21 protein-coding genes are annotated in these 23,524 nt (G+C 50.3%); 6 read left to right on the top strand and 15 right to left on the bottom strand.

What is annotated here, in order from left to right:
* Positions 1 to 34: 34 nt before the first annotated feature.
* Both MUG09_RS10770 and ybaK read left to right on the top strand, forming a co-directional pair.
* On the top strand, positions 35 to 1,717 hold the full coding sequence (locus MUG09_RS10770; RefSeq protein ID WP_244771431.1) for an ice-binding family protein: 1,683 nt from the start codon (positions 35 to 37) through the stop codon (positions 1,715 to 1,717).
* A gap of 138 nt (positions 1,718 to 1,855) precedes the next feature.
* Positions 1,856 to 2,323, top strand: a complete 468-nt coding sequence (gene ybaK / locus MUG09_RS10775; protein WP_244771432.1) for a Cys-tRNA(Pro) deacylase — start codon at positions 1,856 to 1,858, stop codon at positions 2,321 to 2,323.
* A 1-nt stretch (position 2,324) separates the two neighbouring features.
* Here the strand turns inward: ybaK and MUG09_RS10780 are convergent, their stop codons facing one another.
* The 4 genes from MUG09_RS10780 to MUG09_RS10795 form a co-directional block, all read right to left on the bottom strand.
* A complete protein-coding gene (locus MUG09_RS10780; RefSeq protein WP_244771433.1) occupies positions 2,325 to 3,212 on the bottom strand; it encodes an RING finger protein in 888 nt (295 codons plus the stop codon).
* An 8-nt stretch (positions 3,213 to 3,220) separates the two neighbouring features.
* Positions 3,221 to 4,444, bottom strand: coding sequence for a hypothetical protein (locus MUG09_RS10785; protein ID WP_244771434.1), 1,224 nt, complete (start codon positions 4,442 to 4,444; stop codon positions 3,221 to 3,223).
* A gap of 80 nt (positions 4,445 to 4,524) precedes the next feature.
* The gene (gcvT, locus tag MUG09_RS10790; RefSeq protein WP_244771435.1) at positions 4,525 to 5,643 is read right to left on the bottom strand and encodes a glycine cleavage system aminomethyltransferase GcvT; all 1,119 of its coding nucleotides are present in this window, start codon (positions 5,641 to 5,643) and stop codon (positions 4,525 to 4,527) included.
* Positions 5,644 to 5,660: 17 nt separating this feature from the next.
* Complete coding sequence (locus MUG09_RS10795) at positions 5,661 to 6,056, bottom strand: RidA family protein (RefSeq protein WP_280529364.1); 396 nt, start codon at positions 6,054 to 6,056, stop codon at positions 5,661 to 5,663.
* An 86-nt stretch (positions 6,057 to 6,142) separates the two neighbouring features.
* Between MUG09_RS10795 and MUG09_RS10800 the strand changes: the two genes are divergently transcribed.
* On the top strand, positions 6,143 to 6,673 hold the full coding sequence (locus tag MUG09_RS10800) for a flavodoxin family protein (protein WP_244771436.1): 531 nt from the start codon (positions 6,143 to 6,145) through the stop codon (positions 6,671 to 6,673).
* Here MUG09_RS10800 and MUG09_RS10805 read toward each other — a convergent pair.
* The 6 genes from MUG09_RS10805 to MUG09_RS10830 form a co-directional block, all read right to left on the bottom strand.
* Positions 6,660 to 7,304, bottom strand: coding sequence for an HAD hydrolase-like protein (locus tag MUG09_RS10805; RefSeq protein WP_244771437.1), 645 nt, complete (start codon positions 7,302 to 7,304; stop codon positions 6,660 to 6,662). The genes MUG09_RS10800 and MUG09_RS10805 overlap by 14 nt on opposite strands.
* Positions 7,301 to 8,098 carry an inositol monophosphatase family protein gene (locus MUG09_RS10810; protein WP_244771438.1) on the bottom strand — a complete coding sequence of 266 codons (798 nt, stop codon included), beginning with the start codon at positions 8,096 to 8,098 and terminating at the stop codon, positions 7,301 to 7,303. Before MUG09_RS10810 ends, MUG09_RS10805 begins: the two co-directional genes overlap by 4 nt.
* Positions 8,095 to 11,727, bottom strand: a complete 3,633-nt coding sequence (locus tag MUG09_RS10815; protein ID WP_244771439.1) for a hypothetical protein — start codon at positions 11,725 to 11,727, stop codon at positions 8,095 to 8,097. The genes MUG09_RS10810 and MUG09_RS10815 overlap by 4 nt, the downstream gene beginning before the upstream one ends.
* 71 nt (positions 11,728 to 11,798) lie before the next feature.
* Complete coding sequence (locus tag MUG09_RS10820; RefSeq protein WP_244771440.1) at positions 11,799 to 12,959, bottom strand: MFS transporter; 1,161 nt, start codon at positions 12,957 to 12,959, stop codon at positions 11,799 to 11,801.
* Positions 12,960 to 13,005: 46 nt separating this feature from the next.
* Positions 13,006 to 14,172 (bottom strand): radical SAM protein, encoded by a 1,167-nt coding sequence (locus tag MUG09_RS10825; protein ID WP_244771441.1) that lies wholly within the window; start codon positions 14,170 to 14,172, stop codon positions 13,006 to 13,008.
* Positions 14,173 to 14,224: 52 nt separating this feature from the next.
* The gene (locus MUG09_RS10830; protein ID WP_244771442.1) at positions 14,225 to 15,133 is read right to left on the bottom strand and encodes a DMT family transporter; all 909 of its coding nucleotides are present in this window, start codon (positions 15,131 to 15,133) and stop codon (positions 14,225 to 14,227) included.
* Positions 15,134 to 15,210: 77 nt separating this feature from the next.
* Between MUG09_RS10830 and MUG09_RS10835 the strand changes: the two genes are divergently transcribed.
* Positions 15,211 to 15,630: a secondary thiamine-phosphate synthase enzyme YjbQ gene (locus MUG09_RS10835; RefSeq protein ID WP_244771443.1), complete on the top strand. Its 420-nt coding sequence runs from the start codon at positions 15,211 to 15,213 to the stop codon at positions 15,628 to 15,630.
* Here the strand turns inward: MUG09_RS10835 and MUG09_RS10840 are convergent, their stop codons facing one another.
* Positions 15,631 to 16,839, bottom strand: coding sequence for a pyridoxal phosphate-dependent aminotransferase (locus MUG09_RS10840; protein ID WP_244771444.1), 1,209 nt, complete (start codon positions 16,837 to 16,839; stop codon positions 15,631 to 15,633).
* 100 nt (positions 16,840 to 16,939) lie between these two features.
* Positions 16,940 to 18,232 carry a ribose-phosphate diphosphokinase gene (prs, locus tag MUG09_RS10845; RefSeq protein WP_244771445.1) on the bottom strand — a complete coding sequence of 431 codons (1,293 nt, stop codon included), beginning with the start codon at positions 18,230 to 18,232 and terminating at the stop codon, positions 16,940 to 16,942.
* Between the two features lie 140 nt (positions 18,233 to 18,372).
* On the opposite strand from prs, the gene MUG09_RS10850 reads away from it, so the two are divergent.
* Positions 18,373 to 20,112, top strand: a complete 1,740-nt coding sequence (locus tag MUG09_RS10850) for a Na/Pi cotransporter family protein (RefSeq protein ID WP_244771446.1) — start codon at positions 18,373 to 18,375, stop codon at positions 20,110 to 20,112.
* A 55-nt stretch (positions 20,113 to 20,167) separates the two neighbouring features.
* Here the strand turns inward: MUG09_RS10850 and argH are convergent, their stop codons facing one another.
* Entirely contained in the window at positions 20,168 to 21,541 is a 1,374-nt protein-coding gene (gene argH / locus MUG09_RS10855) for an argininosuccinate lyase (protein ID WP_244771447.1), read from the bottom strand.
* Between the two features lie 92 nt (positions 21,542 to 21,633).
* On the opposite strand from argH, the gene MUG09_RS10860 reads away from it, so the two are divergent.
* Positions 21,634 to 22,587, top strand: a complete 954-nt coding sequence (locus tag MUG09_RS10860; protein ID WP_244771448.1) for a lipoprotein TP_1001-related protein — start codon at positions 21,634 to 21,636, stop codon at positions 22,585 to 22,587.
* 37 nt (positions 22,588 to 22,624) lie between these two features.
* On the opposite strand, the gene trxA is transcribed toward MUG09_RS10860, so the two are convergent.
* Together trxA and MUG09_RS10870 are read right to left on the bottom strand one after the other, a co-directional pair.
* Positions 22,625 to 22,945 (bottom strand): thioredoxin, encoded by a 321-nt coding sequence (gene trxA, locus MUG09_RS10865; RefSeq protein ID WP_244771449.1) that lies wholly within the window; start codon positions 22,943 to 22,945, stop codon positions 22,625 to 22,627.
* A gap of 62 nt (positions 22,946 to 23,007) precedes the next feature.
* Positions 23,008 to 23,418, bottom strand: a complete 411-nt coding sequence (locus MUG09_RS10870; RefSeq protein ID WP_244771450.1) for a single-stranded DNA-binding protein — start codon at positions 23,416 to 23,418, stop codon at positions 23,008 to 23,010.
* Between the last annotated feature and the right edge of the window lie 106 nt (positions 23,419 to 23,524).

Below are 23,524 nucleotides of genomic sequence, written 5' to 3' on the forward strand. Positions count from 1 at the left end.
GATTGATCCTTGAGGACAACAAAAAGGAAAAGCTATGAAAAAAAAAGTAACCGGTACTGTAGTAAGTTTACTACTCGTACTCCTGGTTGCACTGGTCTTCACCAATTGCAACATGAACAACGCCCCAATTCCAAATTCGAGTCTGACAATCAAGTTCACACCGGATGCACAAGCCCGAACAATAACACCCGACACCCTGAATCTTACTGTCAATACATATGATATCAGCGGAACAGGGCCAAATGGTGCGGTTTTCTCAAAACTAGGAATCACTACAAGTTCCTATGAAGTGTTGGATCTCGTCCCAGGGGAATGGTCTGTCACGGCAAAGGGAAAAAATGCTGACGGAATTGTGATTGTCCAATCCAGCGCAACTTCAGTTACATTGAACAGCGAGACAAGCACCCTTTCGCTCACCCTGTTGCCCCTGCTTGGAACAGGAACCTTCAATCTCGACCTTTCATGGCCGGCGGATTTGATAGATACACCTGTAATCAGTGCAACGCTAACTCCAGATGTCGGAGAGGCCATTCCTCTTACGTTTGTCATCTCGGGAACTACAGCCTCGCTTGCTCCCTTGACCCTCGAACGCGGGTATTATGAACTCAGTGTAAAACTCATCGATTCCTCGTTCGATCAGTATCTTGTATGGTCAAAGGTTGAAGAAGTTCTCATATTTGCGGATGCAACAAGCAGTAAAAACTGGACTCTCGTTGAAGCGGATATGAATACTCCTACTCCAATTGATTTGGGATTAGTTCTTATAGTAGATACCAAGTCTCCCATCCAAATGGCGCTCTCTGGGGTACTCGCTCTCCTAGCCTACGACACATCGATGACGGTAACCGCATCAGGAACTCCTGTTCCAACCTCGTGGAAATGGTTTCTGGATGGAGATGTGCTAGTTGGAGAAACAGCTTCTTCGGTGACAATAGGCATCGGTCTGGCTGAGAATACACTCCACACCTTGACGGTCATCGGAAGGAATGGTGATATCGCCGGTTCAACTGATGCGACATTTCGCATAGGGGAAGCGCCTGTCATGATCGATCCTATCGATTTGTTGTCGGCAGGCTCGTATGTCATTCTGGCACAGTCAGCTATCTCAGGTAATGCGGGAACCAATGTTGTCGGTGATATCGGCGTAAGCCCGGTGACTTCGGCAGCAATAACCGGATTCGACCTCGTACTCGATTCGTTGGGAACTTTCTCGACCTCGGGTCTCGTAACGGGTTCAGTCTATGCTTCCGATTATGCTGAGCCGACTACAGCGAACCTTTCCCAGGCGGTTCTGGATGCAAATGCAGCCTACGAGGCAGCCAATTCCAGAGTCGATGCCAATGTGGTTGCTGATCTGCCTATAGAAATTGGTGGTATGACCTTGGTCCCCGGCCTCTATGCATGGACTTCGGCAGTATCCATCAGTACCACACTGACGCTTGATGGCTCAGCTTCTGCGGTTTGGATATTCCAGATTGATGGATCGCTGACACAAGCTGCAAGCATTGAGGTGCTTCTATCCGGTGGTGCATTGCCACAGAACATTTTCTGGCAGGTTGGTGGTGGCGTCGGCTTGGGAGCCAATGCCCACATGGAAGGTGTAATCCTATCGGGAACCGGTATTGCCCTTGGTGCAGGAGCCTCTGTTGATGGCCGCCTGTTCGCCAAGACAGCGGTAACCTTGGATGGCTCAACGGTGACACAGCCTTTGTTGTAGACTGAATTGCGTACCTAATCCATACGGTGCGCAGTTTTTCCTCTCACAGAATTTTACTCTCACTTTTTATGCAGAAGGGACCGCAAGGTCCCTTTTTCAACACTTGTCCTCCATCCTGCATTTAGTTAGGATACAGGCATGAAGAAGACCAATGCCATGAGAATCCTGGAAAGCCTGGGAATTGAGTATGAGGTGCTCTCCTATGAGTGGGATGAGGAGCACTTGGATGCTGTACATGCCAGCCAGACGGCCGGATTGCTCCCCCAGCAGGTTTTCAAGACCATTGTCATGCAGGATACGGACAAGGCTGTCTTTGTATTTTGCCTGCCCGCCGACTTCAGTGTCAGCTTGAAAAAAGCTCGCGCCCTTACCGGCAGCAGGGACCTGGACTTGATCAAACTCAGTCAGCTGCAGGATCTCACCGGTTATATCAGGGGTGGCTGTTCACCGCTTGGGATGAAGAAGCACTACCCTACCTACATTGAGGAGCTCGCACAGCTGGAAGAGCATATATATGTCAGTGCAGGCCAACGAGGCCTGCAACTGAAGATCAAACCTGCAGATTTAGTGCATGCGGCGAACGCTGCATTTGCCGACTTCACCTGACTCAGTCATGACGATTATGACTGGTAAAGAAGCGCCTTAGCCGCCTCGAGACTGATACACTGATCAAGAAAAGCAATACCACAACAGCCGTACCCAACAAGCCTGTCGACCACCTGAGGGTAAACACTCCCAATTGATAACCGGACAGGAAGAAGTCGAGCGATGTCATTGTCCCGAACAGTACTACCAAGGTAGCCAGAACAACATCGGCAAGAGGGACCCGCTTATTTTTTCGATTGGTGAACCAGAGGGAGAAGAGGGCTAGCAAAAGCAACAAGGTTGCGATTACGGGAAGCGTAACGGGGACAAACCAAGTCAAGCCCTGCTCCAGCACCAAATTGATAAACGCCAGATAGGCAAGCGATCCCAGCAGACATATTCCTGCCACCTTTTTTGGTTTTTGTACAGCCCTGCGGGTGAACGGATAGACAAAGTAGAGCCATCCAACACCAAGTGCGGGGCTTGCAATAAGTGACCAGAAAAGCCTGAGGTCGGAAGCATCCAGACCAACGAGATAAACTGCGACCAGAACGCATTGGATGGAGGCCTGCATCGTATAGGTAGGTTTTGCACTGAAAGCAAGGATGAGGGAAAGGGCCGCCATCGCGATACTGAACAGCGGGATGAAGCTCTGGTTTCCGTTGCCGCTGAGCCACATGGAGAGGAATACCGTCAATTCACTGATAACAAAAAGAGAAATAATGAGCTCAATAATACCTTTGCGTGTCTTATTGACTCCACCCAAGCCTCTGGAAGGTAGTTTTTGAGCAAACAGCGGTTGCTGCTTGCTTTCTTCCATTCCGGGTGGAAGCTGTACCGGTGTTTTACATAAGGGACAGGCTTTGCTTCCCTCTTCAAGTTTTACGCCACATCGAATGCAATAGGCCATAGTTGCTCCTACCTGTCAGTTTCTCTATTGGTCGACAGGGTAACTTCAATGCCATCCTCAACCATAAAGGTGCAAAACAACCGTTCCAATTCTGTGTCGGTGTTGAGGAAGCTGGTGAAGTTAACCACAATGGTATCGAGATATCCTATCACAGCCAGGGCCACCCTATTCAGCAGTCCTGGGCTCAGATGAAAATCAGCTCTACGAATCGCGCCTTCCAAGGCCGGAGGCAGCTCAAGCTGGCCGAGGTTGGAGATGACTCCTGAGTACTGGTCATCCCCCAAAAAGTCGGAAAGCAGTTTGAACAAAGGATTCTTCAGTATATTGGGAGCAAAACGAATCAACGGCGTCCGCTCTCCACCGACATTCCTTCGTATCTGGCTCAGCAGGCGTTTGCGGTCCTGGCTGACAGCCATCTGCAAATGCACCTCCTTTGCAATCTCCTCAAACGTATAGTATCCGAGGGCCGGCTCAATTCCGATAACGGCAAACAACGTGAAGTTGCGCATCGTCTCATACCCGAAAATCTTGCGCAGATTCATGGGCACTGAAAGCCGTATGGGTTTGCGCTGCTTTTGCAACGGTACTTCCTGCTGCTGCAGCTGCTGCAGTGCATACAAGTATGTTGATGACAAGTACTCACCGATGGTAATACCGCGGGCTTTCGCCCGTTCCTTGATCTGTTTGGTCGGAATGCTCGCACTGATGACTTTGACTCTATCATCAATGCTTCCCGTTCCTTTTCGGTGATACGCTTTGCTGATTTTCGGATACGAGGGAAGGTTTTTATCATACAGATGCTGGAAGGGATCGCTGAACTCCTGGATGGAAGGCCTAGCCTTGTAATTCAGAGCCCCGGGAAATTGAAAATCAGCAATATTGGCATAGTGGCAATACCGTTCCACCAGCAGCTTCAAGTACGCCATGGCTCCCGATCCATCGGTAAGGGCATGGAAGCACTCCAAGGCGATACGATGTTCGCTATACAAGACCTTGAACAGGTATCCATTGTTCTCCTTGAAGGAAAAGCGGCCGCTTGGGTACGATTCTTCCGGATGCACAAGGGGCTGTTTCGTATTGGGACTGAGATAATACCAAAAAAAACCCGCATGAAGACTGACCTTCGCATAGGAACAGCGTTCCAGCACATCGTGTAGAGCCTGCTCAAGAATCTCTTGCTTGATCGTGTAACACAAATCCAAGGAGACCCTGAACGTATTTGCGTTGTACACAGCCTCGGTGGGAGGGTATATCAATGCTGAATTATCTAGTGCAATAAACCCCTCAGGGGTGTAGTTTTGTACTCGTATCTTCAAGGTTGTTCGTTCTTCATCCCTCGTTTATAAAACGGGGTCCGTACCAACTTCGCCCGTTTGCGCTGTCCATGAATCTCAACTTCCACGACATCGCCAAACTTCAGGCTGGTTGCCCGGTCGATGAGCACATAGGCACAAAAAATGCCCAAGCTGGGGCTCTTGTTTCCGCTGGTGACATATCCGATATCATGCCCTTCGAGAAGTACCCGATACCCGCTGCGGGGGACTGCCTTGTCGAGCATCTCAATACCACGAAGCGTTCGGGGTATACCCTCTTCCTGCTGTTTGGCCAAAGCCTCTTTCCCGCAGAAATCCATCTTATCAAGCTTAACAAAGACACCGAGGTTCGCTTCAAGGGGTGTGATGGTATCACTGATCTCATGCCCATACAGGGGAAGCTTTGCTTCCATGCGCAACGTGTCCCGGCTGCCCAGTCCGCAAGGAATAAGTCCGAAGTCTCTTCCAGCTTCAAGCAGGATGTCCCAAAGCAGCGGTCCATCATCGGCTGCACAATAGAGCTCAAAACCATCCTCACCGGTATATCCGGTTCGACTGATGAGAGCCATCACCTCACCGACTTCACACTGACTTCTGAAGGTAAAGCTCTTGATCGTGGTGCAATCAGGCACCAAGGTGCTGAGAATCCGCTCAGCCGATGGCCCCTGCAGCGCCAGCTGAACCGTGGATGCAGAGAGGTCGACCACCTGAGGGCAGAAATGGGCATGGGGGTTGTCATGGGTAATCCACGACAAGTCCTTTTCCGTATTGGAGGCATTCATCACTACCAGAAAGGAGGTATCGGTACGGCGATAGATGAGCAGGTCGTCAACCACCGTCCCGTTGGGATAGCACATCAACGTATAGCGGCACTGTCCTACGGTCATGTCACTGATCGAATTGGTGCACAAGTAGTCGAGGTAAGAGTCGGCGTCATCGCCACTGACCAGACACTCTCCCATGTGCGAGACATCAAAGAGACCTGCTTTGGTACGAACAGCTTCGTGTTCTGCAAGAATGCCGGTTGCAAATTGTACCGGCAGTTCCCATCCTCCGAAGTCAATCAGCTTGACATCCGAATAGGTACTGTATCGCTCATACAAGGGTGTGCGTTTCATGATAATTCCTCTTTATTTCAGGCTAGGGCTATCATCTCAATCTCAACTGCAACATCCTTGGGCAGCTTTGCTACCTGAACGGCAGATCGAGCTGGGAGTATTCCTTCACCAAAATAAGAAGCATAGACTTGGTTGACGGCGGCAAAATCATCCATGTTTTTCAGGAACACGGTAGCTTTAACCACCTTGGACAGGTCGGTTCCCGCCGCAGCAAGTACTGCCTTGAGGTTCTCGAATACCTGCCTGGCCTGATTGGCCGCATCCCCGCCGACAAGCTCGTTGGTCGTGGGATCGACAGGCAGCTGACCGCTGGTGAAAACAAACGGGCCGGCTATGACCGCCTGACTGTACGGGCCGATTGCTGCAGGTGCCTTATCAGTATTGACTTGCGTCTTTTTCAGTTGAAACATCATATCATACATCTCCTTTTCTTACCTTTGTAGAATACCCTTTGCAAGTTAGTCTTGCAAGGTGCAATTGAGCATTGTATGGTTATGGCATGCAGATGATGATGGTCTATTCCAGCCCTAGAACCCAGGGAAACAGTACTACATTGGCGAAGGCCTTCGCCCAAGCAGGCCAAAGTACATACACCATCAATGAGGTGTACCTTCAGAATGAAGAGCTCCAATCCTGTCGGGCGTGCAAATGGTGCAAGACCCATTTTCGATGCTTGCTCGAGGATGGTATGAATGCATTGTGCGCTTCTTTCAAGGAGAGTGAAGCAATATGCTTTGCAACACCGGTATATTGGTGGGGGGTCTCAGCACAGCTGAAACTATTCATCGATAGGCTGTACCAACTGAGAATGGAGGATTTCAAGGGTAAAGAACTCTATGTCATAGCCTGTGGTGAAGACACCCTCGACGGAGTACAATATCGACTGATCAGGGAGCAATTTGAACAAATCTGCGAATATACGGGCATGAAATTTGCCGGATATCTGCCGGTTTGCGCCGGCGACGACAATCCAGTAAGTGAGAATGAAAATGCTTTACACCAAGCACGAACTCTCATTACAAAAGCGTAACCAGGTCCTCCACCTCACGAGCCATCGCATACATGGAAGGTTCTCTCTCCATTCCCTTGGGAAATCCGAAGCCCCAGTCTACTGCAATGAAGGCAATGCCTGCCTCGATTGCTCCTTTTTGGTCGTGCGTTGTATCTCCGATTAGCACAGCATCGGATTGTGCAACACCCAGGTCATCCAGAACCTTGCGGACGATATCGGCTTTGGATAATGTGGAGGAAGCATCAGCTCCCCGTATGGAATCAAAGTACGGAGCAAGACCAAAGTGTTCCATCATTTGCTGTGCAAGCTTTTCATACTTCAGTGTTCCCACAGCAAGCAAATACCCGCGCTTCTTCAGCTCTTCCAAGGTTTCCACAATGTGTTCGTACGGCTCTGCATTGAATCTCCCATGCTCGTCGTACTCCTTGCGATAGAGAATCACAGCCTGCTCGATCAATGCAGGATCGAGGTCGTATACTTTCACAAAACACTGTGTAATGGGTGGACCGATGAACTTGCTCAGTTGCCTGGGATCATGCTCCGGCTCCAATCCAAGTTGCACAACAGTAGCATTAGCAGATGCGAATATTCCTGGTGATGTGTTCATCAGGGTTCCGTCCAAATCGAATATGGCAAGTTTGAAATTCATGCATGCACCTTATGTAAAATCTGAGAGTGAATCAAGCCGTTTGAGGCAATCAGATCACATCGGGCATCCGTAAACGGCTGCCCGGGGTCGGCACTCTCAACCAATCCTCCTGCTTCGCGGACCAGCAGCATGCCTGCTGCCATGTCATAGTACCCGAGGCAAAGCTCATAGTACCCATCCAATCTGCCTGCTGCGATGTAGGCAAGTTCCAGTGCACACGAACCAAAGGAGCGGAAATCACTGGTTGCAAGAAACAACTTCTTTGCAGTTTCAAAATAGCCGTCGACCAGCTGATGTTGCCGATGAGGAGGGACACAGACCATCAATGCTTTTGAAAAATCCGTTACAGAAGACACGGTAATCCGCTGCCCATTCAGATACACTCCCTCGCCTTCGCTTCCCCAAAAGAGTTCCTGCTGCCTTGGATTGTAAACCACTCCCACCAAGGGGTGATAGGGCTCGAGCTCCCATGCGATGCTGATCGTGTAGTTGGGCAGCGAGCGAAAGAAATTAGTGGTGCCGTCAATTGGGTCCAATATCCAACGCCCATGACCTCCACAACCACTTGTTCCCGTCTCTTCTCCAAAAATTCTATCATCGGGAAATGTCTGTCTGATAGTCGAAATAATGAGTTGCTCACAGGCACGATCTGCGTCGGTGACAAAATCGTTTTGATGTTTATCGTGTACTTGGATATTGGGATTCTTCCCTGCCTCCAAGACATAAGAACCTGCAAGCCTAGCTGCCTGCAAGGCTACCTCCAAATGGCGGGCAATGAGATCTTTGTTGTTCATCGTATTCTTTTCTTCTCCAGGATGCGTTCACCCAAGTTAACTACATATTTCCAGTCGGATTGCGAGAAATCTTCCTGCTTGATGATTTTCTCTTCAGCGTGATAGAGCGTCCCAGTATGACTGTATCCAAGATACAGGACATTCCAAGAAAGCTTGCCTTGGGCATACATGATAGCGGCAACGTTGTTTCTTCGATCCCAAGCACGCAGCATATCACCCTTTCCAGCCATCAAAACTACGGTCAGGTTGATACCGGGAATTGTGAACATCTTGTCCTTGGAGTCGGCATTTTGGGCTTGTCGTGCCTGCTCGATCAATGAAGAGGTTCCCATCAAGAGCTGAGGTTCGGCACTCTTGCAGAATTCAAAGAACGTATTCTGCGAATTCTCTTTCAACTTACCCAATATTTCTCTGATTGTGAAAGGCAGATTTCCATCGAATGAGCTCTCTACTTCCTCAAGCTGTACCATTGCAGTCGGTACATTTTTCTCCACATCAGTGGCGACAACACTCTCTTTACTCCCTGATTTTGCTATGGTATCGGCAAGTATGAATCGAGGGATTGAAGGTACCGAAGTATCAGTCTTTTCCTTTTCTATGGTTTCCTCAGCCTTTTCCTGCTTCTTCTGCTCCCTGAACTCGGGTGGCATCGCAAGTCGATTATCAGGATGGAAAGGCTCCACCACAGCAGGCTCCTCCACCACAGCGGGTTCTTCCACCACAGCAGGCTCCTCCACCACAGCGGGTTCTTCCACCACAGCAGGCTCCTCCACCACAGCAGGCTCCTCCACCACAGCGGGTTCTTCCACCACAGCGGGTTCCTCCACCACAGCGGGTTCTTCCTCTACAGCGGGTTCCTCCACCACAGCGGGTTCCTCCACCACAGCGGGTTCTTCCTCTACAGCGGGTTCTTCCTCTACAGCGGGTTCTTCCTCTACAGCGGGTTCTTCCTCTACAGCGGGTTCTTCGTCTTGAAGAAGCAAATCTCCAATTGGAGTATCTTCATCAAAAACCATCTCCTCTCTTCTATCACCTGCAGTTTTCGCAGGTTCAAGCGGCATTGGTTCCTTCTTCTCGACTGCAGCTTCAGGAACGCCTTTGGCTATATTGGAAAGATGGGAGAAGAAGGAAAACGGCGAGGATGGCTTGCTCACAGGAGGTGCATCTTCTTTCTTATCCGGTTGCAACATGGATAAGAAATCATCTTCATCATCGGCATCTGAGTCTCCGGTATGGAACATTTCTGAAAACTCCTCAGTTCCATCTTCCATATCCTCATCAGCAGAATTCAAATAATCCTCTACTTCATCGTCATCATCATGAACTACAGTAGGTTCGAGTATGCAATATGCTTCCAACTCATACTCATCCCCTTCTCCATCGTGGTCCTCATATTGTTCAAGGTCATCATCGTCAAAATCGAATAAGCTCGGCTGCACATCAAGACCGACTAATTCGTCAGCTGTCTCTATCTCATCCTGCTCGTCGTCATCATGAAATTCATTATCGTCAGCTTCATCTGAAGCAGTAAAATATGAGGATCCTGCAAAAGGTACTTGAACGGCAAGCTCCTCATCAACGGCAAGCTCCTCATCAACGGCAAGCTCCTCATCAACGGCAAGCTCCTCATCAACGGCAAGCTCCTCATCAACGGCAAGCTCCTCATCAACGGCAAGCTCCTCATCAACGGCAAGCTCCTCATCAACGGCAAGCTCCTCATCAACGGCAAGCTCCTCATCAACGGCAAGCTCTTCATCAACGGCAAGCTCTTCATCAACGGCAAGCTCTTCATCAACAGCAAGCTCTTCCTCTGCAGCAAGCTCTTCCTCTGCAGCAAGCTCTTCCTCTGCAGCAAGATCCTCCTCTGCAGCAAGCTCTTCCTCTGCAGCAAGCTCTTCCTCTGCAGCAAGCTCTTCCTCTGCAGCAAGCTCTTCCTCTGCAGCAAGCTCTTCCTCTGCAGCAAGCTCTTCCTCTGCAGCAAGCTCTTCCTCTGCAGCAAGCTCTTCCTCTGCAGCAAGCTCTTCCTCTGCAGCAAGATCCTCCTCTGCAGCAAGATCCTCCTCTGCAGCAAGATCCTCCTCTACAGCCAGTTCATTCTCAACAGGGAGTTCCAGCTCATCAGTAGGCTCTTTCGTGGGTGAAGAATCATCGTGATGTACATCAGAGAAAGGAGAAAGCCCAAGAAGATCCTTCAAGGCAGCAACACCCTCCCAATTGGAGGCAAGATTGGCTAGCTGTATGAATGAGATGTTTAGAACGTCTTGATTCATCGCAAGCGGATAAAGAATTGGATGCTTGGTATCGACAAACACCGTCCGCTTCTTTTGCTTCAATGCAACCTCTCGTCTTTCTTGTTCGGTCTTGAGGAAAGCGCAATAAGCTTGTGCATCCTTGAATGGATTGATGGATGCATATGCATGCTCCGTGTACGGAATCTGGACTATGAGCTCTTTCTTTCCATCGTCAAAGAGAGCATTTAAAGAGCCTCCAGGAACCTCAACATTGCGAGTGTAGTTCATAGTCCCCAGCATTGCAGTGAAGAATGTCACAGGAACAAGGGAATGCTTCTCTTTTTCAATACCATCCCACTGCTGTGCAAGGTTTGTATCCTCATCGCATACAGCACGCTTTATACTTTCGTACGCTTTATCTAGCAACGATTCTGCATCATAACAGTAATACAAGGCTCCGAAACGAAGAAATGGACGAGTATTTTGCAGTGAGTCATCAGTCAAGAGAAAAGGAGCCTCCTCTGTCGGTTTGCTGGCAAACGTGCGTGAGAGCAGGTAGGCATCCCGCTCGGAAAGCTTGGTATCTTGAAGGACATTGAACAGAGCATACCCATCACGTCGTTCAACGATGCTCTCTATCCAAGACTCCCACCCCTGCTCCTTGATGATACGGTCCATTACAGCATCAAGATCATCAACATTCTCTCCCCGGCTCTTGAGCATCTCCAACTGAAGCATACTTGCCTGCTTGAAGGTGGCGCTGTCCTCACGCAGTTGGTCGATTCCTTCGACCGCACGCTTTGCAAGCGTAAGAAATGAGGAGAGCAGACCATCGAGCTTGGCAGGGAATACTTCACCGACGAGAGCATTGAAAGGCTGCAAGCGATAGCGCAACGCGGTATAGGTTTGCTCGAGCAAGGCAGCATCTACTGGTTGGGGAAGACAAAAGTCGGTTGCTTCCTCTTGGTAAGTCAAGAGAAGTTCATCCGAATCGATAATCTGCTGGGATCGTAAAAGTAATGCAGTATTATCTACATATCTGATTGTCTTTCTGCACAGATCCTCGAAGACTTGCGTAAGTCGCTTCCAATCCTTGCTTGCAATTTCTCGATTCTGGGATGGGGAAGCCTTCCAGTATGGCAGGAGAGCTGCAAGGTAGGAGACCAGGCGCTGAGAAACCTGTTGGGCAAATGCGTCCTGCTTCCTTACCGTTGCGATGCGCCGGCGCTCCCAACATGCATATTTCAGCAGCTCAAAGGGATGGTATGAGAAAACAATGCTCTGTATAATTCTCACATCATTTGCAAGAAACACAGAGGCTTCCTTCAGATTCTTCTGGATTTTATCCGGAGAAATCTCTCCAATGGAAAGTAAATCCCAACCCTCACTACTTTTCACTGCAACTTCTCCTTAGCACAGAGCATACCACACCTTGCAAAGGCAATCAAACTCGCCCTTCACTACTTCTTTTAAACCTCTTCCAAAGGAGATGTCGTCATCGTTCGATAGAAGACAAAACACAACAAGGCCGAGGCAAGAGCGAAGAATGAATACGACAAGAAAAGGGTTCTATACCCAAAAGATTCAACGATCAAGCCGCCTAAACTCGACCCCAGGACAGCAGGAAGCCCGGTACCCAACGAGATGTAAATGGACATCCCCAAGGTACGATGAGAGCGCCTGACCCTTCGGGCAACAAAGAAAATGGCAGCTGGGTGAAAGAATCCATACCCGATGCTGTGAAGCAGCTGACCAGCCAACACCCCTGTAATGGAGGGCACCATGGCATACAGTATCAAACGAAGCATCATCGCCACGCCACTGGCTATGAACATATGCACTGGAAGGACTTTCTTCCGTTGGATGAGAATTCCCGCAATGATCATTGCGCCAAACTCGCTGCCTGCAGCGAGGGCATTCAGTAAACTGATTGCGTTGATCTTCAGCTCCTCAACCAGGTACAACGAGAAGAAACTTGAGACCGACGACATGCTTATTCTATTCAGGGCAATAATGAAAATTCCAACCACAAACGCCCGGTCGAACCAATGGCCTGCTTGGGGTGTCTCAATCTGAATGGAGGCACCTCGTTGTTTCGGTTCGCGCTTCCACCCGAGTACCACCAGGATAAAAATTCCGCTGATCGCCAAGGCAAAGGTACCGATGCTCAAATTACTGGAAAGATCAGGTTGCTTGGTCGCTGCGAAAAGCAACGAAAAGAAAACAAAGCCAACTGTACCGAAGGAGCGAATCAAGGTGTACTTCTGGGAATCACCGTTGAACAAGTTATTTGCATAGCTATCGAGAAGCGGCATCAATGAGCGCAAAAAGAACGCAAGCAGCGAAAGCCCGACGATGGTGATCAGAAGCGATGTGGACAGCATCAAGACAGTCATACCCATGCAGGCAATCACGGTACAGAAAAGCACGACAGCCTTCATGTTCCCTCGTTTATCAACATGCCTGGCTACAAGCAGAGGACCTGCGATACCAGCTATCTCGAACAAGGAAAGGAGAACGCCGACAATTTCATAGGAGTACCCTTTGTTTCGCAGCATCACTTGCAGAAAAGGGTTTACGATTGCATAAATGGAATACATGAAAAAGAAGGAGGAATATAGGATGACCATAACCCGCATTGTAGGCAATTGCAGGCACAGCAACAAGAGGAAATGACTAGATTGTCAGGAAAGGGCGAGCCTTTTCGAGCACGGAAAACGGCAACTTCAAATCCTCAAGACAAGACAAGGGAGCCATCCTTCTATGACTTACAATCCTGCCGACATAGGTGGGGCCGAGGCCGGGCACTCTCAGCAGTGCCTCCTTGGGAGATCGTTTGACCGAAAGCGGGAAGTATTGAGGATTGGCCTGCGCCCAAACAAGCTTTGGGTCCTTCGTAAGGCTGAGATTTCCTTCTTCGGTAAATATCATCTCCTCATACGAGAAGCCATATTTTCGAAGCAGCCAGTCGGCTTGGTACAGACGATGCTCTCGGGTAAGGGAAGCATGGTCTGTCTCATCGACCTGACCGAGATCGAACAACTCGAGCTGTGAATGCTGATATTGTTTCTGCTCTCCGGGAAGACTCTGGTCTCCCAATCCCTTCTGATAGGCACTGAAATACAGCCTGCCCATGTGAAGCTCCTGATACAATCGGCTGGTATAGAGCAGAATTTCCTTATCCAGCTCATCGCTGGCCCCGACGATGAATTGGCTGGAAGTATGCACCCTCTCATAGCGTGAACCTTTCGCAGTTTGACTGGCGATATACGTCAACGGCTGGAGGATATCCTGAACATAATTCTTAGATTCCGAAAGCTTGGAAAAATGCTGCTCGCCAGGAGCCTCGATGTTCAGTGAGAGCGCTGAAGCGTACTTGAGCGCCTCGTCTATGCTCTCCTTGCTGGAGCCTGGAATGACCTTCAGGTGGATGTACCCCCTGTATCGGTACGAATTTCTCAGGATTCTTGCTGTGTCGGTGAGCATTTCCATGGTTTTTTCAGCACAACCGAGTACAGCGCTGGAAAGAAAGAGACCGATGAGTGGACGCTTGCTCTGAAACTCATGGAAAAATGAGGCCATCTCCTTCGGGGCAAGGGCTACAGGCCTGAAATCCTGGTCATTTCTCAGGGGACAATACTTGCAGTCATTGGCACAGCGGTTGCCCATGAGCGTTTTCAGCATTATGCCCGGCCCGCCGCTGACTGTCGTTGTAGGATACAGCCACCCCGATCCGGCAGTATTACGCTTTCGGTGCTCCTGGGGGTTCTTGGTGCCACAGGCACAACTGAGGTCGTATTGTGCATCACGACTTAAGATATCAAGCTTGCTTTGTGTATCCATATCCTACCTCATCGTAGGAACAGGGTAACATCAGTAAAGTAGTTTTGACAAGCTAGATACCCCGTCTTCTGTACTCGCTTATCAATAAACCTGCAAGGGTGAAGGCCGTACCTATCGCATCGAGCTGTCCGAACGGTTCAGAAAGGAAGGCAACCGCCACCACAATGGTGATGATGGGACTAAGATAAAGGTAGAAGGAGCTCTTGATAGGGCCGATGGTTCTCAACCCAAAATTCCAAGAAAGGAAGCAGAAGGCTGAGGCAACAAGACCCAGGAAGAGAAAATGATACAGGTACGGGGTCTGAATCACCTGATGGACCGGAAGACCATCACCGTTGATGAGCAACACAAGGGTATGGCCGAGCAAGCCATAGAAAAACATGGTTCTGGTCACCAAAAGATTCGGATACCCCTTCTTTCCGATCACCCTGGTGAGTACGGTATAGATTGCCCAAACCATGATTGCAAGGAGTGCAAGCACATCACCCTTTGGATTGAAGGCGACCTCTTCAGTGCTGGAGAAAGTCAAGAGAACAATGCCGGCCATCGAAAGAGCCAAACCAATGAAGTAGTTTTTCTTCAGGGGTTCTTCCTTTAAGAAGATGTGGGAAGCGAGCAAAGTGAAGAAAGGAGCAGCAGCCACAATGACTCCTACGTTGCTTGCACTGGTGAACAACAAAGCAGTATTTTCCAAAAAGTAATACAGAAAAATACCGCAAAACCCCGCAAGAGCAACAAAAAGTCGGTCGATGGGCTGTTTGTACACCAACGGTTTATGGTTTATCACACTCAAAACCAATAGTCCGAGCAAAGAACGCACCACAAGAATCTGAGAGGGGGAAAAGGCTGTAAGCAATAGTTTTGAAGAGACATAGGTGGTCGCCCACACAGTCATGGTCAACAGCACCGCCAGATGTCCGAGCAAGCGGGTTTTCTTCAGCACAACAACTTCTTCCTGCATAATGGCCGGCAGTGTACTCCGATTTCTTCTGTGATGCAAGAAGCCGTGCTATACTATGAATATCCGAGGAGGCGCCTATGATGACTTATCGCAAGGAACTATGGTTTCACCTCAACAAACGACGCGGTCTGATCAACATTACCGACGCCGTGCAGGAAGCAGTCAACGAGTGCGGAATCAAGGAAGGGTTGGTTCTCGTCAACGCAATGAACATCACCAGCAGTGTTTTCATCAACGCAGTGGAGAAAGGCCTTCATGAGGACTTCGAGCTCTGGCTTGAGAAACTTGCTCCCGAGCTTCCGTATGAACAGTACAATCACAATACGGAAAAGGAGCATAATGCAGACGGCCACCTCAAACGGTCCATCATGGGCCGTGAGGCGGTCATTGCAATCACAGGAGGAAAGCTCGATTTCGGCTCTTGGGAGCAGATTTTCTACTATGAGTTTGACGGCATGCGCGACAAGCACGTGCTCATCAAAGTCATCGGGGAGTGATCAGAGCTCCTGGCCCATCACCTCTGTCCTGTACGCTTTCAAGCCTGCATCAATGCAGGCTACAGCCCGCTCGAGATCGTGGGTGTTCAGTACGTAGGCAATTCTAACCTGCCTGCGTCCGACACCCTTGGTCACGTAGAAGTCCTCGCACGGGGCGACCATGACCGTCTCCCCGTTCAGATTGAAATCCTCCAGCATGAACCTGGCAAAATTCTCTGCATTATCGACAGGAAGCTCGGCCACCATATAGAAAGCTCCCTTGGGCATGCTGCACTTCACACCATCGATCTTCTTCAGACCATCGACGATGAAGTTCCTTCTTCTCTCATACTCCTCGCGCACCTCGAACAGATAGGTATCATCGGTCTTCAAGGCAGCACAGGCAGCCACCTGCTCGATGTCAGGAGGACACAGGCGAGCCTGGGCCAGCTTGAGAGCGTTGTCCAGGACATCCTTGTTGCGGCTGATCAAAGCCCCGATGCGCGAACCGCACATGCTGTAGCGCTTGGAGAAACTGTCAACACAAATGACCCGGTCGGAAAACTCAGGAAAAGCAAGTACACTGGTAAACTGCTTGCCGTCATAACAGAACTCACGATACACCTCGTCGACGATCAAAAAGATGTCATGCTTCTTGCATAGGTTCAAAAGTTGCAGCATCTCCTCCTGCGTATACACATGCCCGGTTGGATTGTTCGGACTGCAAATAAGGATTGCCCCAGTCTTTCGGGTGATCTTCTTCTCAAACTCTGAGATATCGGGAAGGGCGAAGCCATCCTCCATATTGCTGGTGATCGGCACCAAGTCTACCATGGCAGAATGAGCGAAGGAGGAAACATTCGTGTAATACGGTTCAGGGATAATCACCTCATCGTACGGGTCGCAGAGCGTCATGAATGCAAATTGCAACGCTTCGCTGCCACCGGTGGTGATGAGAATATCCTCAGCCTTCACATCCAGACCGTACTTTGCATAATAGGCGGGAAGTGCTTCACGCAGTTCCTGCCTTCCTTCACTGTTTCCATAGGCGATGATGGTCTCGTCATATTGACGAACCGCTTCGATGACCTGCACCGGCGTCTTGATATCCGGCTGCCCGATATTGAGGTGGTAGACCTTGATTCCGCGTTTGACAGCATCGCGGGCATAGGGTGAAAGACGTCTGATGGGACTGCATTGGAAAGCGGAAATTCTGTGTGACATTTGCATAAGGGACACTCCAAGAACTCAGTTTGGATTTGTCGACACCATCCCTGCTACGACGTAGGAGGGACAATGAAGTGGAAAGAGCCCGGAGCCGCAACAGGAATCAGTCGCGGTCCGGGTCACTAGCACTGGCCCCTGGGAGAGGCGCTTGTGGATTTGCCTGACTATTATCTATCAGGATTTGGATGAACTTTCGGTTATCAAGCAACGGGCTGATCGAGCGCCCGTGATGGAGACGGCTGATGACTCGAGCGAACAGCTCGGTGATGTCAGCCTGGATATACCACTCCTTATCCAACAGGTCATGCCCGTGGAACACGGCATTCGTGCCGATGATCCGATAGAAAATGCCTTCCTTGTATGCAGCATCGAAATCCTCGACCGCATTTGCGTTGAAGAGAGGAAGACTGACCATGCAGATGATCTTCTTTGCACCGAGATTGGTCAATTCGCGCATGGCGATGATCATGGTACCGCCGGTGGCGAGCATGTCGTCGGCAATCAGAACCGTCTTGCCGTTGACATCACCCAGAAGGTTGATGCTCTTGATATTTGAATGCTTGGCATCCTTGCTGACGATCGAGTAGTCACGTTCCTTATAGAGCATGGCCAACGGCCTGTGCAGGGCCTGGGCATAGAACTTGTTTCTGCTGATAGCCCCGGTATCGGGGGCGACGACCACCAGCTCGGGGTCGCTGAAGTCGATGAGCTTGTGAAGAGCGATTAAAGTTTGGTAGGAAGCATGCAGGTTCTCCAAATGCAGGTTGGAGAAGCTGTTCTCTATTTCGCGGCTGTGAATATCGAGGGTGATGATCCGCTCGACACCAAGCATCTCGCAGATACGGCCGAACATGGCTGCGGTGAGGGCCTCGCGTCCGCCTTTCTTGTGCTGCCGTGAGTACGGATAGGTGGGCAAAACCAGTGTCACACTCTCTGCACCGGCAAGCTGGAGGGCGTTGATCGTAGTGAAGAGGAACATCAGGTGGTCGTTCACTGACAGCCTGACCGGCTCGTCCGACCCTGCAACCTTTACCGGCTCGCTGTTGGACAAGTCATAGACAATAAAAATCCTCAAACCCCTGACTGCATCGAGTATTTCTGCTTTCTCTTCCCCATTGGCAAACCTGGTATACTTCACCTTGATGGTAAAATCAGGGCACTGGAACGTTGTGGGGCACTTGGTCCTGGGAATACGCTTGTTGTTCAAGTCATCCATCAGGGTAACGGTTCTCAGGATCTCATCCTCGCTCATACCGTGGCGCTTTGCCAAGGCGGTGGAGAGTTTTTCGTAGCGCTCCAAATAAAGACGGCGCAGGTGTTTTACGACTTTGCCGGTGAAATATTCTGAACCAGGACCTGAGATAATCCCAAGCTTATGGGGTTTGATGATGCTCATGGCTGAACCATACAACAACAAAGCCTAAAGTTCAATCCGTTTCATCCGACAGAATACAGTTGCTCTGCTTAAGTTTGGTGAAAAACTATTCGCCCAACTACTTTACCAACTAACCTCAAACTTGGTACGTTTGTATTGATATGAAAACCATTGTGATCTTTTTCCAGATTGTAGGCAGCCTGGGCCTCTTTCTCTTCGGAATAAAACTCCTCAGCGAGGGCTTGCAGAAGTCTGCCGGCGACAAGATGAAGGCCATCCTCAAGCTTATGACGAAGAACCGGTTCATATCCATTATGACCGGTCTTCTTATAACCATCATCATACAAAGCTCATCGGCAACCACCGTCATGGTGGTCAGTTTTGTCAACGCAGGTTTGATGGGCCTCACCCAGGCGATCGGGGTCATCCTGGGAGCCAACATAGGTACCACCTTCACCGGATGGTTGGTTGCCCTCCTGGGCTTTAAGGTCGACATCACCTCCCTTGCCTTGGTTTCCATCGCCTTCGCAGCCCCGATGATGTTCAGCAAGAAGAACAAAACCCGCGATGCCGCCGACATCCTGCTCGGCTTTGGTGTCTTGTTTCTGGGGCTCAATTTCATGTCGCACTCAATTCCGGATATTACCGGAAACATCGAAGTGCTGGAGTTTTTGGCAACCTTCAACAGCGACACACTATGGATGAACATGCTGTGCATCCTGTTGGGCACACTGGTAACCATCGTTGTGCAATCCTCTTCGGCTGCGATGGCAATGGTCCTTACCATGGCATACAACGGATGGATCGGCGTCACTGCTTCTGCTGCATTGATTCTCGGCTCCAACATCGGCACCACGATTACCGCCTATCTTGCGTCAATCGGAACCAGCACCACGGCAAAACGTGCAGCCTGGGCTCATATTTTCTTCAACGTGGTCGGTAGTGTCATTGCCCTGATTCTCTTCCATCCCTTGTTGAGGTTGGTCAATTTCATCACTCCCGGCGACATCTATACCTTGGAGGGAGCAACACTCTCAACCCAGCTTCCTCTTTTTCTTGCCATGTTCCACTCCGCGTTCAACATTATGAATACCATCATTTTCTTTCCCTTCGTCCGCCAATACGCCCATTTCATCGAGCGCCTGGTTCCTGCCAAAGCTGAATACGATGAGGGAACCTACCACTTCAAGTACATCGGCGGTGTATTCATCGACAGCCCGGAAATCTACATGTTGGCTATCCGCGATGAGATCAAGAAGATGGCAAATCTTGCGTGTAATATGCTTACCCGATACCGGGGTATGTTCAACAACCGCGGTGCGGATATTGAAAGCGATGCCTTGGCCATGAAGAAGGATGAGGACTACGCCGACCAGATGCAGGAACAACTTTCGGACTTCTGCGTCCACTTGCTGCAGGACTCGCAAACACCCACAAACGCCTCCTCGCTCAACTGTCTGATCCGTGTCATGGATGAGCTTGAGTCGGTCACCGACAGCTGCTACAACCTCACCATTCTCAGCCAGAGAAGGTACAACCAAGGATGGACGTTCGATGAAGCGACGGACAAGGACCTCAGGGAGTACCAGAGCCTTGTCCAAGAATTCCTCGATTACGTTCGGGACCGTATGGACAGGACCCTGACCAAGGCAGAGATGCAGAAGGCCAATGAGTTTGAGGAACAGATCAACAACCAACGCAACCGCCTCAGCCTGATGGTTCAAGAAAGGCTCTCAGACGGCAAGGCCGATGTAAGAGTCGAGTTGCTCATCCTGGAGAAAATCCGTCACCTCGAGCATATCGGCGACTACTGCACCAACATCGCAGAAGCCTATCACCAGGCAGTCAAGCACACCCCGATGTTGCAAAAGCGTTCAGGCAAGAGTATGGAACTCGCTTGAGATGTATTCAGCCTCCCGAACGGGAGGCTGAATTGTCTGTACTCATCAACACTTCTCAGTAGAGAACCGTCTGGACATCCTCAATGCCGCACAGATGGTAATACGCATCAGAGAAGCTCTTCAGAATGTCTTCACAGCCGTTCTGCATCAAGGAGATGAACAGCTGGTCCTCATCCAGCCCAAGGTTGCCCGTGGTGCCGATACTCGTCCGCTCCTCAAGCGCCTTGTCAGGGTCGAGTGTTGTCAGCTCATCCAAATGCAAGCCTACTTCCTTGTAGGTGTCACGGAAGTTCCTGCCCTCCAACACCTGCTTGAGCACTACATCGGTTGCATAGAGCTCGGCCGTACATGCCTTCCTCAATGCTTGAGGATGCACTTCAAGCCCATCGAGCATTGTAAGGAAAATGTGTACCAGCTGCCAGGTCGCCTTGGTGCCTGCAAGCAATGGCTCCTTGGTATCCTGGAAATCGCGGTTGTAGCCTGAGGGGAGACTGCGAATGATTGACTTGACCCTCATGGCACAGCTGCTGACCAAAGCCGAGCGGCTTCGCGCAAGTTCCAAACCGTCTGGATTCTTCTTCTGCGGCATAATGGAACTGCCTGTACAAAGGTGCTTGGGCAGGGAGAAATAGCCGAATTCAGGAAGGGTGAAGAGAATCAAATCCTGGGCGAGCTTGCTCAATGTCAGGGCGATGTAATCGCAACTGTCCAAGAGCATGGCTTCGAACTTGCCGCGGCTGTTGTTCGCATACAATACATTGTTTTGTACTCTGGTAAAGCCCATCTGCTCGGCTGTGAACTGCCTGTCCAGCGGAAGAGGAACTCCATAGCTTGCAGCCGAACCAAGAGGACTCTGATCAAGTGTCCAGGAGAGTTGCATCAGATGCTGCGCCTCGTCGTACAACTCCTCTGCAAAGCTTGCCGCCCAAAGACCGACCGAAGACGGCATGGCAAGCTGCATATGAGTTCTTCCCGGCATGGGGATTGAAGCGTGAAGTTGGGCAAAGTCTACCAACCGCTGGGCGAGCCGGCCGGTCTGGTTGCACAGCTTGACCGAGTACTCCCGCATCCAAAGGCGCAGCGCCGTCTGGACCTGGTCGTTTCGGCTCCTTCCTGTATGGATTTTCTTGCCTGCCTCGCCCACCTGTTCGGTCAAATAGGCTTCGATGGCGGTGTGACAATCCTCGTTCTCCTTGGTAATCGGGAAAGCATCCTCACCGCGGAGTTTGATGACCTGGGCCAAGGCCTGTTCCAGGCCGGCGAGTTCTTCATCGTTGAGTAAGCCGATTTGATGGAGCCCTCGTGCGTGAGCGATGGAAGCCAAGGCGTCGGCGATCACCAACTGCTGATCGAGTATGTAGTCATTGCTGACGGTAAAATCTTCCATCAAGGAATCGAGAGTGTAGTCTTTCTGCCAAAGTTTGCCCATTATTGTCCTCCGGGATGTGCAAAACCAGTCTATTGGCTCCGCCCATGCCTGTCAATTGAAGCAAAGAACGCTACTTCGAATCTCTATCCGGTATGATGAAACAGATACTTCTTCCCCTCTTGGTTTTCCTGCTTCTCTCTAGCGGCTGTGGTTGCAGCCAACCCGAGCTCTCGCTGCACAATCTTTTTGAGCAAGCAGACAGCTCTCCTCCGGTTTTCTTGTCGGCGAGCATGCAGAGCCAACATACGGCAACCCTTAGTTTCAATGAAAGCATTGCTGAAAATTCGGTTGCCCTCTGGTGTGAGCAGAACTCGGTGGCGTCCTTCACGGTCATAGACAAGACGCTCACCTTGAACCTGGCAAAGCCCATGCAGATGGGCACATCGCTTCCCTTGGAGGGAAGAGTCGAAGACATACGGGGAAACAGCCTGCAATTTTCCATCGAGCTGTGGGCGAAGAACACCCATCCTGCAACGGTGTTGATCAATGAGTTTACAACCAAGGGCAGCGAAACCAACCCGGACCGGGTTGAATTGGTGGTTACCAGCAGAGGTAATCTGGCAGGGCTCACCCTCTATGCTGGAGTTGCTGACGATTGGTCGGACCGCTTCGTCTTCCCTGATCGATGGGTTGAACGGGGGACGTATGTGGTTGTCGCATTCAGCAAAGGAGAGCATGAAGCTGCGTGGTACACATCGGCTTTGCAGGCGGGGCTCGGTTCCAATAATGGCTGTTTGTCTGTAGCAATGAGCCCTGAATGGGCAAGTCCTTTGCTCGATGCTGTCATGTGGGGTAACATGAGCACATCCACTTTTGAAGGATTCGGCTCTGCCTCCCTGCTGTCCCAAGCACAAATTCTGTTTCAAAATGGACAATGGAACAGTGCTTCAAGCGAGAAATCAATCGACTCGAATACGGGCACCGCCACCCGGTCCTTTTGCAGGGATCGGCTTATTGACACCAACAGCAGCGATGATTGGTATGTGTGTGCAACCAGACAGGCGACATTCGGATCGAAAAATTCAGAGCTACGATACACCCCGTAAATGAGAAAGGAGGGAAAATCCCCCCTCTCTGGAAGTATTACAGGTACGCTGCGATAAAGCCTTCAATGACAGACAGTGAGGCCGCTCCCATACGCTGGTCAACCACCTCCCCGCCCTTGAATACCATCAAGGTAGGAATGGAGTTCACGCTATACATTGTTGCAAGCGAACCTGCTTCATCGACATTGATTTTTGCAACTTTGAGCTTGTCGGCAAACTTTTCTGCCACCTGGGCGATCGCCGGGGCGATCATTTTACAGGGACCGCACCAGGGAGCCCAAAAATCCACCAGCACCGGTTTGTCAGCCTTCAAGACTTCCTGTTCGAAATTTGCTTCAGTAACTATGATTTCACTCATGAATTCTGCTCCTCGTCTAGAAAGCATGGTAGCGGCAAACCGGCGAAAAGGGAAGAGTAAACCTACATGGCGATCTCTTGATCAAAAGGGATTTCTTCCGGCAGGGCCTCCTGTTTGTTCCTGCCGTTGCCGTCACTCTTGAACTCCACATGCTCGGCTACCACGACAATGCGTTCCCGGCTGCCCCCATCCTTGTCAGTCCATCGTTCCTGCCTCAGGCGGCCGACAACCCTTACCCCCCTTCCCTTCTGCAGATACTGCAAGCAACTTTTTGCAAGCGATCCCCAAGCCGTGATGGTAATGAACATCACCTCCTCGGCCGGCTCGGCCTGGGCGTTCTTGAAATAGCGGTTGACCGCAATGCTGAACTTCGCCATCTGAGCTGCATTATCACCGATGACCACTTCCTCGGGATCCCGAACCAAATTTCCTTCAATGACAACTTGCCCATGATACAAGATTACCCTATGCAAGTATTTGTTTTGTAAACACTTATTTTTTCGTTATTTTACCAGTTTTTCAGGATTTTCTATTTATTTAGACTACTCAATTTCGTAAATTGTTATCCCACCTACGCAC

The sequence above is a fragment of the Sphaerochaeta associata genome (assembly GCF_022869165.1).
GTDB classification, from domain to species: domain Bacteria; phylum Spirochaetota; class Spirochaetia; order Sphaerochaetales; family Sphaerochaetaceae; genus Sphaerochaeta; species Sphaerochaeta associata.